This window comes from Clostridium malenominatum (assembly GCF_039521365.1).
GTDB classification, from domain to species: Bacteria; Bacillota; Clostridia; order Clostridiales; family Clostridiaceae; genus Clostridium_AW; species Clostridium_AW malenominatum.
This window is the reverse complement of sequence record NZ_BAAACF010000014.1, coordinates 24,465-37,249: the sequence shown is the minus strand read 5'-3', so window position 1 is coordinate 37,249 and position 12,785 is coordinate 24,465. Positions and strand designations below refer to the sequence as shown.

Below are 12,785 nucleotides of genomic sequence, written 5' to 3'. Positions count from 1 at the left end.
GAGAGCACCTGCCTTGCAAGCAGGGGGTCATGAGTTCGAATCTCATTATCTCCACCAAAAAGTCTATGGTTTATTATAACCATAGACTTTTTTTATTTATAAAATATTAGTATGAAAATTGTAGTTAATATATTAAAATGTAAGGTAGAGAGATATATGTAAGGAGAATATATATGAATATGTATAGAGTAAAACAATTTTTTCTTTACATTTTTGATAATAAGATGAAAAAAGAGGATTATATTTATTTATGTAGGTATTTAAATAAAATAGAAATAGATATGTTTAAAAGATTATCAGTAAAGGATCAAAAGCATTCTATTAGAGTAGCTATAAGTATGGAAAAGATATGTGCTAATTATAAAGATATAAATAAGGATAGGTTAATAAAAATATCGCTTTTACATGATATAGGAAAGGTTAATTGTAAATTAAGTATAATTGATAAATGTGCTTTAGTATTTTTAGACTCAATAACCAAAGGTGGCATAGCAAAATATTCAAATATAAAAAAAATATATATATATTACAACCATGGAGAAGAAGGTTATAATATTTTAAAGAATATGGAATATGACAAGGAATTTTTAAATACGATAAGAAATCATCATAATAGAAATATTATTAATGAGGAATTAAATATATTAAGGCAATGTGACGAGATTAATTGAATGTAAGGAGATAAAATAGAAATGAATTCTGAGGAAAGAAGAGAATATATAATAAAACTTTTAACTGCTAATTCATCTCCAATAAAGGGGCAAAAATTATCTAATGAACTAGGAGTGACGAGACAAGTTATTGTAAAAGATATAGCAATACTTAGAGCAACGGGAATAGACATTATAGCTACTCCAGAAGGGTATATTATTAATAAAGAGGTATTAGAGGGATATTACAAAATACTGCCATTACATCACCATGCTAATGAGATAGAAGATGAACTTAGTATTATTGTTAAATATGGAGGGGTTATAAAGGATGTAGTTGTTGAGCATCCTTTATATGGTGAAATAAAAGCCATGTTAATGATTAAAAATTTATATGATGTAGATAACTTTGTAAAAAAATTTAATAATTATAAGGCAGAACCATTACTTATTTTAACTAATGGAATACACTTACATACTATTTGGACAGAGAAAGAAGAGCAAATGAATGAAATAATTAAGGAATTAAGAATAAAAGGTTACTTAGTAGAAGAATAGCAGAAAGGAAATTCAATATGGAAAAGGTTGCTTTATTAAAATGTGAAGAATATAATGTACAATTAATAGAAGATAAAATAAGAGAAGGTTTTAATTTATTAGGAGGAGAAACCTTTATAAGAAACCTTATTCCTTATAATAGTAAAGTGTTATTAAAACCTAATTTACTAATAACAGAACCACCAGGATCTATTGTTATAACTCATTTTGTAGTCTTTGAAGCAATTATTAGAGTATTAAAGGACTATACATATAATATTATTTTTGGGGATTCACCAGGATTTGGAGAATCAAGAAGGGCTGCAGAAAAGGCAGGATTAATGGATATAGCATTAAAGTATGGAGTAGAATTTGATGATTTTACAGAATCTATTCACGTAAGATTAGATGATTCTATACTATGCAAATCGTGGAATGTAGCAAAAATTGCATATGAATCAGATGTGCTTATAACTCTTCCAAAACTAAAGACTCATGGAATGGCTTATTATACTGGAGCTGTAAAAAATCAATTTGGGTGTATACCTGGTACACAAAAAGCTACTTGGCACACCAGAATGCCAGATGCCAATAACTTTTGTAAAATGTTATTAGACTTAAATACGTTAGTTCAAACGGATTTTGCAATATTAGATGGAATAGTGGCTATGCAAGGTAACGGACCTAAAAGTGGTGATCCATATAAATTAAACTCATTAATAATGGGAAAAAGCTTAACAGCAGTGGATTCTGTTGGGGTTAGGCTTATTGGATATAACGATCCACTAGATATTCCTGTTTTAAAAGAAGCTTATGATTATAAATGGGGGGCAGTTTTACCAAATGAAATTCAAGTAGTTGGAAAGAAAATAGAGGAAATGAAAGTAAATGACTTTAAATTATGTAGAAAAGCTGGAAATTTTTATTTTATAAGCCCTGTAGTGAATAATTTTTTAAGGGAAATGATAGCTCCTTATCCATCACTTATTATGAATAAATGTGTAAGCTGCGAAAGATGTAAAGAAGTATGTCCTGAGGAACGTAAAGCAATTGAAATGATAGAAAATAATAAAATACATATACCTAAGTGGGATATGTCTAAGTGTATAAGATGTTTTTGCTGCCAAGAGTTATGCCCTGTTGGGGCTATAGAGTTAAAATATAATACCTTGGGTAGAATAATAGGTATGAATGAATAGAAGGTGAAGTATTTGAAAAAAAGTGTATTGTTTATTACTTTTATTACTATGTTAACATTTATAGTATTATTTATTAATACCATATGCCAAGTACTAATAGATATACAATGGTATAATGAAGTTTCATATTTACCTATATATTTTGCGAGAATAAATGCGTTAGCTAAGTTAATGATTCCATCATTTATTATAGTATTCTTATGTATTTATATATACTATAGCATAGTTACAAAAAAGAAAATTCAAATGAAAAATATATTTAAAAATAAAATATTTACATGTATCAATAGTTTAATATCCTTACTAATTTCTTATATATTTTCAAGCAAATATTGGTACTATATTCTTCAATTTAGCAACTCGGTAGATTTTAATATCAAAGATCCTGTATTCAATAAGGATGTTTCCTTTTATGTTTTTAAATTACCTCTTATAGAGTCTATTTATACCTCTTTGATGGTATTAATAATATTTTTAGCTATAATAACAGCAATTGTTTATTTTATATTAATGTTAAAAGATAGTATTCATAATGGAAGTTTCAAAGAAGTGTTTTCTAGTATTAAAGAAGAGAGAAATAAAATTACAATTTTTGCTGGAAAGCAATTAGCGATATTTTCATTTTTAATTTTGGTATTGTTATCTACAGGTTATTTTATACGAAGTTGGAATTTGGTTTATAGCCCTAGAGGAGGAGTTTTTGGTGCTAGTTATACAGACGTAAAAATTACACTTTTATTTTATAAATTAATTATACTTGCATGTATAATTTCTGCTGTTGTAGTTTTCATAAATATAATAAAGAAGAAAATAAAAGGTATAATTATATGTTCTATATGTATAATTACACTAATTATAGGTGAAACAGTAGCCTCTAATTTAGTACAAAATTTTATTGTTAAATCTAATGAAAAGAAGCTTGAGGAACCTTATATAAAACATAATATTTCCTACACAAGAAAAGCATTTAATGTAGATAATATTGAAGAAATAAATTATGATGTAAAAAATGATTTAACCATAAATGATATAAAAAAGAATAAAGACATAATGGACAATATAAGAATTAATGCTTTTGAGCCAGCATTAGAGTTTTATAATCAATATGAAACAATTAGACCTTACTATATTTTTAATGATATGGATATCGATAGATATAATATCAATGGAAAATATACTCAGGTTTTTATATCTCCTAGAGAATTAAATTTAGATAATATTGAACCAAATACATGGCAAAATAGGCATTTAATATACACCCATGGTTACGGTATTTCTATGAGTAAAGTTAACTCTGTTACTCAGGAGGGACAACCAGATTTTATTATTAAAAATATACCACCAGAAAATAGCACTAATATACAGTTAACGAACCCTAGAATTTACTTTGGAGAAAAAACCAATGATTATGCTATAGTAAATACAAATTTAAAGGAATTTGACTATCCAAATGGTGGAGATAATCAAATCAATCAATATGATGGTAAGTCAGGAATTAAAATGACATTCCTAAATAAATTAATTTTTGCAATTAAGGAAAGAAACTTAAATTTTATGTTTTCTAGAGATATTACAAGTAATAGTAAAATATTAATTAATAGAAATATAATTGAAAGAGTAAATAAAATAGCACCTTTTTTATTATATGATAAGGATCCATATGTGGTAATTAATGAAGGAAAGTTATATTGGATAATAGATGGTTATACAGTATCAAATAGATACCCTTATTCTCAACCGCATGGAGATATTAACTATATTAGAAACTCAGTAAAAGTTATAATTGATGCTAGTGAAGGAGATATGGATTTTTATATTGTAGATAAAAGTGATCCTATTATAATTAGTTATACTAAAATTTTTAAAAGTTTATTTAAAGATTTAAGTAGCTTACCAGAAGGCTTTAAGGAACACTTTAAATATCCAGAAGATATATTTAAAATCCAATGTAATGTATTGGGTAAATATCATATGACAGATCCTATGGCATTTTTAAATGGAGATGATTTATGGGAAGTATCTAAAAATGAAAAATCCGTACAGACTAAAGAAACAGTTGATGAATCACCTTATGTAATTATGAGATTACCGGGAGAAGATAAAACTGAAATGGTAGTTTTAGAATACTTTAATATGAAAAACAGAAATACTATGGCTTCTATATTAGGTACAAGGATGGATGGAGAAGATTATGGTAAAATGATTATGTTTAAAATGCCTGCAAATAAAACCATATATAGTCCATACTTTTTTAAGCAAAAATTAAAGCAAGATCCTTCAATATCTAAGGAATTATCTCTTTGGAATACTGAGGTTTCTCAAGTTCAATTTGGAGATACTATTATAGTACCATTAAATAATTCATTACTATATATAGAATCTATGTATTTAAGAGCAAGTGGTAAAAACAGTGCTCCAGAAGTAAAACGAATAATATTATCTTACGGGGATAAGGTTGTATTAGCAGAAAGCTTAGATTTAGCTATGGAACAATTTTTTAATTTTAAAGAAGAAAACAGTGAAGTAAAAAACAACGAAGAAATAAAGGATTTAAACGACATAAAAAAAGCAAAGGATATTTATGAAAAGGCCATAGAAGCTCAAAAGAATGGGGATTGGTCACAATATGGAAATTATATAAAAGCATTAGGGGATATTTTAGATAAGTTAAACAAGATAGAATAGTAATATTCTATCTTGTTTAATTTTTTGTAATAATTAAAAGGAATTTTAATTAAAATGTTGAATGTAATCAGTGGAAGTTGTATATAAATATAAATTGTTTTTGAGAGGTATATTATGAAAAGTAACGAGGAGAGAGAAATAGAGAATAAGTTATATAAAAATATGATGTATGTGAATACTGACTCTTTTACTATAAATATGCTCCCAAATTCTATAAAAGAAATTGTATGCAATTCTCTTTTAAATAAAGAAAAAGTTATAATATTTACAGATGAAAACTTATATAAAGATTTAGAAAAAATTTTTTTGAATGAATATGATTTAATTATTAAAAATTTAAAAAGCAAAAAATTAATCATTAGAATATATGATTCTTTAAATTTTAATGTAAACTCTAAAGAGTTATTAGATATATTGAATTATACGGCAAAGACAAAAGAAAAGATTACTGTAATATGGGATTTTAAAAATTATGCAAGAAGGCTAAATAAGCTAGATAAATTAATTAATTGTACTAATAATATCATTTCATATTCTAACGTTAAAGTAAAAAATATTATCTATATTAATAACTATAAGTATAATGCAAAGTCTTTAAGAGATTTATGTTTAATGTTTTCTAATATAATTATATTAGATAGAAATAAGGAGATAGTTTTTCAATGTGACAAAGAGATAGATAAAATTTTATGGATTTTGAATTCTAACGCAGAATTAAAATATCAGAATAATAATCTAGTAATGTTTAATGATGTATTTTCTAACATACCAAAAACGTTAGATAAAAATATTTTCAAGAATATAATTATTAATAATTTTAAGGATATATGCGATATAGATTTTTGCATAATATATACATTAGATAAGCTAAAGGAAAATGTTATTGGATTAGATAGTAGTTTTGGTTTAACAAAAAAACATAAATATTATATGATAAATGATAGAGAGTTTATTCATTATCAAATGAATATAAATGAAAAAATAATCAAGTATAATAGTACTATTTTTATAGATTTATCTCTTTTAGACCTTGAAGAATTAAACAAGGTTAAGAAGGAAGAATATATAAATAGTTGCTTAGGAGTATATGTTGACAATTATGAAAATTTTAAAGGGGTAATTTGGGTAGGAAGATACGAGAGAGAAAGAAAAATTTCAAAAGAAGATATAGATTTAATAGCTCCTTTATGTAGAACGGTCTTTCACGTTATAAATGAGCAAAGTAAGTACTATGAGCTTCAGAATAAACTAATCGAAAGTGAAAAACTTAGAGCTATGGGAGAAATGGCTGCGGGTATAGCTCATGATATAAATAACGTGTTAACTCCTATAGTTGGCTCCGTTCAGCTTTTAAAGGATAATAAAATTGAAGATAAAAATATAGTAAAACATTTAAAAATAATTGAAATATGTGCATATGATGGAATGAATATAGCTAATAAAGTAAATATGTTTACAAGAAAAAACATTAAAAATAAAACAGAAGTATTTTATATAGATGATATATTAACAGATGCTATAGATTTGACTAGAAGTAAGTGGTTAACTGAAAGTAATTTAAATGGAATATTTATAGATGTTTCCTTTGATTTAAAGTCTAAATCTAAAGTTAAAGGAAATGCCACAGAATTAAGAGAAGTATTTGTAAATATAATTAGAAATGCTATAGATTCTATTAAAGATGAAGGGAAGATAGAAATAATTACCGAGGAAATAGGTAATACGGTTTTCATTAAAATAAGAGATAATGGTATAGGTATGAACGAAGAAATTCTAAAAAGATTATTTGAACCATTTTTTACAACTAAGGGTAATAAAGGATCAGGATTAGGGCTAAGCCTTTCATATAAAATAATTCAAAATCATGGTGGAGAAATTAAAATAGATAGCAAAGAAAATATGGGAACTTGCTTTAACATTAATTTACCTATTTGTAATGAAGCAGAAGTGGAAAAGAAATCAAATGAAGAAGCTATTAACTTTGATGGAAATATGCTTATTATAGATGATCAAAATCAAATTAGAAATGTTATTTCTGATATGATTAAATCTATAATTGATTGTAGAATAAAAAGTTGTGATAATGATAATATTGAAGAGGAACTTAAAAGAAGAAAATATGATATAATAATCTGTGATTATTCAATGCCGGGAATGAATGGAATTCAAGTAGCCCAAATTGCTAAAAAACTTAATAAAAAAGTTTATTTCTGTCTTATGACTGGATGGTTTGGTGGACTTGAAGTAGATAGAAATGAAAACGTAGATTTAGTATTATCTAAGCCAATCGATAAAGAAAAATTAAAAGAAATATTTATAAAATATAAAAATAAGACTCTATACTGAAGGGAATGAATTTTTATGGATTACGATGTACTAATATTAGGTGGTGGTATAATAGGATGTGCTGTAGCCTACGAATTATCAAAGTATAGTCTGAACATAGCTTTAATAGAAAAGGATTATGATATAGCTGACGATGTAGCTTTAATTAATTCAGCAGTAGTTTATGATGGAAGTGAATGTGATGATACATTAATGGCTAAGCTTGAAATGATAGGTAATGAAATGTTTGATGAACTATCAGAGAGACTAAAAGTTCCTTTTAAAAGACAAGGCTCATTAATTGTAGCAGAAGATGAGGTTAGTGAAGAAAAAGTAAATGAAATATATAAAAGAGGCATAGAACTAGGGGTAAAAAATATAAGAATTTTAGATAAGAACCAGGTTTATGAATTAGAGCCTAATTTAAATTTAAAAGTTTTAAAAGCAGTATATTCTCCTAATACAGGAGTAGTATGCCCTTATGATTTAGCTCTAGCTTATGGAGAAATTGCTTTTGATAATGGTGTGAATTTTAGATTAGAAGAAGAAGTTTTAGATATTCAAAAAATTACCAAAGGATTTAGAGTTATAACTAATAAAAATAAATTTACTTGTAAAATGGTTATAAATACTACACCAGGACAAAATTATAGTATTGACAGTACAGAAAAAAGTTATAAAGATAAAAGAAACTTAAGCTTCTTTTTATTAGAAAAGGATTGTAGATTTAACTATAATAATACAATATTTACAATTAAAGACTCAGCGGAGAATGTGAGAATAATTCCTACAGTACCAGGCAATATAATATTAGCTTTAAATACTGAGGAACCAGTGGGATATGAAAATACATTAAAAGAATTTAATAGCTTTCTAGGACAAATAGATGAAAATAAAATAAATGCTTTTTATCAGTGGCCTTATTATAAAGATACAATTATAATAGATGAGAGTTTAATTGATAAAGGATATATTAAGGTTATTGGAAAGCATTATGGCCAAGTAACTATGACTCCTTCAATAGGAAAGATGGTTTGTGAAACAATTATAAGTAATATTAATTGTAAATTAAAAAAGGACTTTATAGATAAGAGAAGAGAGGTATATAACTTCAGGGAGCTTTCTAATGAAGATAGAAATCAGCTAATTAAAGTAAATAAAAAATATGGTAATATAATTTGTGTTTGTCAAAACATTACAGAGGGTGAAATAATCGATGCTATAAGGAGGCCTCTAGGAGCAAGAACTGTTGAGGGAATAAAAAGAAGAACTGGGGCAACCTTTGGAAATTGTAAAGGAGCCCATTGCTTTAATAAAATTGTTTCTATTTTAGGAAGAGAAACTAACAAAAGACCTACTGAAATAGTAAACGATTTAAGAAATTCTAATATATTAAAATCTAGAATTAAAGAATTTCAAAAATAGCTTGGAAGGTGCATTTAAATGAGCAAAAAAGAAATATTTACAACCTTAGTCAGAATAAAAGGAGCAAATTGCAATGTGGTACCTGTTAAAAGTAGCAAGCCTATAGATAAAAAATTATGGATTCAATGTTCAAAATCACTATGTATGCTATATGTAGGTGCTCCGGTAAAAATAGGAGATATTTTTTGTCATAATCTTTTAAATACTGGGGTAGATATTATATGTACTAAAAATATAGATAAAATAAATAATTTTGAACATAGTCAGTATTAGAAGTTGACAGATATAGTATATATGTATATAATATCTATTAACAATTATGAATTTAATATTTGTTTTAAAACTGTTGAAGAGGCTAGTATCAAGATAAAGGTTTTAGAGAGCTGATGGTTGATGTAAATCAGTACCAGTTATTTTGAGAATCCACCTTAGAGGGACTGTGATGAACAGTACGGGTAAAAACCGTTAATATTTACAAAGAGGATTAGATTTTTCTAATCAATTAGGGTGGCAACACGGAGTCTTTCGTCCCTTTACAGGGGAGAAGGGCTTTTTTTATTTTAAAATAAAGGGAGGATAAATTATGTTAGACTTAAGAAGAATTAGAAATAACCCAGAAGAAATTAAAATTGCTCTAAATGATAGAGGTGAAGGTTTTGACATCACTATAATCGATAGAGTAATAGAGTTAGATGAAAAAAGAAGGTCTATACTTGTAGAAGTAGAAAATTTAAAAGGTAAAAGAAATGAGGAATCAGCTAAAATACCGAAGCTAAAAAAGGCTGGAGAAAACGTAGATGGTATAATGGCGGAAATGAAAGAGCTATCAGATAAAATAAAAGGATTAGATGAAGAATTATCTAAAATAGATGAAGAAATTGAGTATATTATGCTAAGAATACCAAATATACCAAATCCAAACGTTCCAAATGGAAATACAGATGAAGATAATGAAGAGATTAGAAGATGGGGAGAGCCTACTAACTTTAACTTCGAACCAAAAGCCCATTGGGATTTAGGAACAAACTTAGATATATTGGATTTTGAAAGAGCAGGAAAAATTACTGGTTCAAGATTCACTGTTTATAGAGCTTTAGGAGCTAGACTTGAAAGAGCTATTATAAACTACTTTTTAGATACTCATATTGATAAAAATGGATATACTGAAATATTACCACCATATATGGTAAACAGGAAAAGTATGACAGGAACAGGGCAGCTTCCTAAGTTTGAAGAAGATGCTTTTAAAACAAATGATGATTATTTTTTAATACCAACAGCAGAGGTTCCAGTAACTAATTTATATAGAGACGAAATATTACAAGGAGAAGAACTTCCTATAAAGCATGTAGCATATAGTGCTTGCTTTAGGGCAGAAGCTGGATCAGCAGGTAGAGACACAAGAGGACTTATAAGACAACATCAATTTAATAAAGTAGAACTTGTGAAGTTCGCAGCTCCAGAAAATTCTTATGAAGAATTAGAAAAATTAACAAAAGATGCGGAAAGTGTACTTCAAGGACTAGGATTACCGTACAGAATAGTTAAGATATGTAAAGGTGATTTAGGGTTTACTGCGGCTTTTAAATACGATATAGAGGTTTGGATGCCTAGTTATAATAGATATGTTGAAATATCAAGCTGTAGTAACTTTGAAGACTTCCAAGCAAGACGTGCTAATATAAAATTTAAAGCGAATCCAAAGGATAAACCACAGTTTGTTCATACTTTAAATGGATCTGGTGTTGCTGTAGGAAGAACTGTAGCAGCTATACTTGAAAACTTCCAACAAGAAGATGGAAGTATTGTAGTTCCTGAAGCGTTAAGACCTTATTTAGGTGGAGTAGAAGTAATAAAATAAAAATAAATAGAGGTAAACTAGAACTTTCTAGTTTACCTCATAAATAAATAACAAAAAACTGTTGACATAAGTAACAATCACTGATATAATTTATTTTGTCATGAGACACGGAAAGATGGTCGAGTTGGTTTAAGGCACCGGTCTTGAAAACCGGCGTGCGGGTGACCGCACCCAGGGTTCGAATCCCTGTCTTTCCGCCAATTTTTTTTATTTATAAAGTAAATTTGGTCATGGAGAAATACTCAAGTGGCCGAAGAGGCGCCCCTGCTAAGGGCGTAGGTCGGGAAACCGGCGCGAGGGTTCAAATCCCTCTTTCTCCGCCAGAGCATCTAGAAATCTAGGTGCTTTTTACATTTTATAATTAATCTAATTGATTTTTTAATTCATATATGTTAATATGTTAATGTTAAATATGCGCTGGTAGCTCAGTTGGATAGAGTAGCTGGCTACGAACCAGTTGGTCGGGGGTTCGAATCCTCTCCGGCGCACCATAAAAGCCTCACAAATGTTAAATTTGTGAGGTTTTTATTTTGTTTTAAAATAGATATCTAATATTTATGAGGCTTTATGAAAACAAATTAATATTTATGCAAGAAAACATTAATTCTAAAAATGGAAAATTAGGATAAAAAATTCATAATTAAATAAATGTAAAAACTAACTTGCATTAGTCTGAATTTAATAAAAGTGCTAAAATCTGCTTGATAAATGGTAATATATAGCGTATAATGTGAATAAATTATGAATATATGTATGCATATAACGTTCACATGTGTTCGTGGAAATATATAATGAAATATTGGTTTGCCAAACATTCATTTTTGAGCATTTGTATAATTATCGAAATTAATGGATATTTTAAATATTCCTTAATATAATATGAATAATTATAAATTTATAATTATATATTCTACATGGAAATTTTTAAGGGGGTTAATTTATGAAAAAAAGATTATTATCTATATTGCTATCAGGGGCTATAGCAATAACTGCAGTAGGATGCGGTAGTAAAAACAATAGCCAACCTGCAAGTAACACTGAAAAGTCTAAATTTAAGATTGGTGTTATTACTGGTACAGTTTCACAGGGAGAAGAAGAATATAGAGCTGCTGAAAATATGAAGAAAAAATATGGAGATATGATAGTTCTTCAAACATATCCCGATAATTTTTCTAAGGAACAAGAAACTACAATAGCTAATACTTTAAGCTTAGCTGCAGACCCAGATGTTAAGGCTATAGTTTTTGTACAGGCTGTTCCAGGTGCTTCTGCAGCTATAGACAAAGTTAAAGAAAAAAGACAAGATATATTATTCATAGCAGGAGTTCCAGGAGAGGATCCATCTATAATAGCTTCAAAAGCTGATGTAGTTTTACAGGCTGATGAATTAGGAATGGGTACAGCTATAATTAAACAAGCTAAAAAGCAAGGAGCTAAAACCTTTGTTCACTATTCCTTCCCAAGACATATGTCTTATCAGTTATTAGCTATGAGAAGAGATATTTTGAAAAAGACTTGTGAAGAAGAGGGAATTAAATTCGTAGATGCTACTGCACCAGACCCAACAGGAGATGCTGGAGTTCCAGGGGCGCAACAATTTATATTAGAAGATGTTCCAAGAAAGATTAAAGAGTTCGGAAAAGATACATCTTTCTTTAGTACAAACTGTTCTATGCAAGAACCTTTAATTAAAGCAGTTTTAGAACAGGGTGGTATAATGTCACAACAATGTTGTCCTTCACCATACCATGGATACCCAGGAGCACTTGGTATACAAATACCAGAAGAAAAGAAGGGTGATTTAAATTTCATTATAGAAGAAACAAAGAAAAAGGTAGAGGAAAAGGGTGGAAAAGGAAGATTCTCAACGTGGCCAGTACCTGTAAATATGTTATTTGTGGAAACAGGTGTTGAATATGCTAAAGCTTACTTAGAAGGAACTATAAAAGATAAAAATGATAAAGCGAAGTTAGAAGAGATAAGCAAGAAGGTTGCAGGAAAACCAATTCAGATTAACACTTTTAAAGACGAAAAAACTAACCAAGATTTGAATAATTTCTATGTAGTTTTATCAGATTATATAGATTTCTAAAGATAAAAAAT

At 27.9% G+C, this 12,785-nt stretch carries 9 protein-coding genes, 3 tRNA genes and 1 other annotated feature; all 12 genes read left to right on the top strand.

The window, feature by feature from the left end; translation table 11 throughout:
• Nucleotides 1–173 precede the first annotated feature (173 nt).
• The 12 genes from ABDZ69_RS17060 to ABDZ69_RS17005 all read left to right on the top strand — a co-directional run bounded on the left by ABDZ69_RS17060 (nt 174) and on the right by ABDZ69_RS17005 (nt 12,774).
• Nucleotides 174–671 carry an HD domain-containing protein gene (locus ABDZ69_RS17060; RefSeq protein WP_343771627.1) on the top strand — a complete coding sequence of 166 codons (498 nt, stop codon included), beginning with the start codon at nt 174–176 and terminating at the stop codon, nt 669–671.
• Between the two features lie 21 nt (nt 672–692).
• Entirely contained in the window at nt 693–1,208 is a 516-nt protein-coding gene (locus tag ABDZ69_RS17055) for a transcription repressor NadR (protein WP_343771625.1), read from the top strand.
• A 17-nt stretch (nt 1,209–1,225) separates the two neighbouring features.
• Nucleotides 1,226–2,386 (top strand): DUF362 domain-containing protein, encoded by a 1,161-nt coding sequence (locus ABDZ69_RS17050; RefSeq protein ID WP_343771623.1) that lies wholly within the window; start codon nt 1,226–1,228, stop codon nt 2,384–2,386.
• 12 nt (nt 2,387–2,398) lie between these two features.
• On the top strand, nt 2,399–5,071 hold the full coding sequence (locus tag ABDZ69_RS17045; RefSeq protein ID WP_425544673.1) for a UPF0182 family protein: 2,673 nt from the start codon (nt 2,399–2,401) through the stop codon (nt 5,069–5,071).
• 114 nt (nt 5,072–5,185) lie between these two features.
• Nucleotides 5,186–7,417 carry a hybrid sensor histidine kinase/response regulator gene (locus ABDZ69_RS17040; protein ID WP_343771620.1) on the top strand — a complete coding sequence of 744 codons (2,232 nt, stop codon included), beginning with the start codon at nt 5,186–5,188 and terminating at the stop codon, nt 7,415–7,417.
• A gap of 15 nt (nt 7,418–7,432) precedes the next feature.
• Nucleotides 7,433–8,821, top strand: a complete 1,389-nt coding sequence (locus ABDZ69_RS17035) for an NAD(P)/FAD-dependent oxidoreductase (RefSeq protein ID WP_343771619.1) — start codon at nt 7,433–7,435, stop codon at nt 8,819–8,821.
• Between the two features lie 18 nt (nt 8,822–8,839).
• Entirely contained in the window at nt 8,840–9,094 is a 255-nt protein-coding gene (locus ABDZ69_RS17030) for a DUF1667 domain-containing protein (RefSeq protein ID WP_343771617.1), read from the top strand.
• A gap of 64 nt (nt 9,095–9,158) precedes the next feature.
• Nucleotides 9,159–9,357 (top strand) — a binding site (T-box leader).
• A 47-nt stretch (nt 9,358–9,404) separates the two neighbouring features.
• On the top strand, nt 9,405–10,682 hold the full coding sequence (serS, locus tag ABDZ69_RS17025; protein WP_343771615.1) for a serine--tRNA ligase: 1,278 nt from the start codon (nt 9,405–9,407) through the stop codon (nt 10,680–10,682).
• Nucleotides 10,683–10,791: 109 nt separating this feature from the next.
• A tRNA-Ser gene (locus ABDZ69_RS17020) sits at nt 10,792–10,882 on the top strand.
• Nucleotides 10,883–10,914: 32 nt separating this feature from the next.
• Nucleotides 10,915–11,005, top strand: a tRNA-Ser gene (locus ABDZ69_RS17015).
• A 91-nt stretch (nt 11,006–11,096) separates the two neighbouring features.
• A tRNA-Arg gene (locus ABDZ69_RS17010) sits at nt 11,097–11,173 on the top strand.
• 449 nt (nt 11,174–11,622) lie between these two features.
• The gene (locus ABDZ69_RS17005) at nt 11,623–12,774 is read left to right on the top strand and encodes a DUF3798 domain-containing protein (RefSeq protein ID WP_343771613.1); all 1,152 of its coding nucleotides are present in this window, start codon (nt 11,623–11,625) and stop codon (nt 12,772–12,774) included.
• The last annotated feature ends 11 nt before the right edge of the window (nt 12,775–12,785 follow it).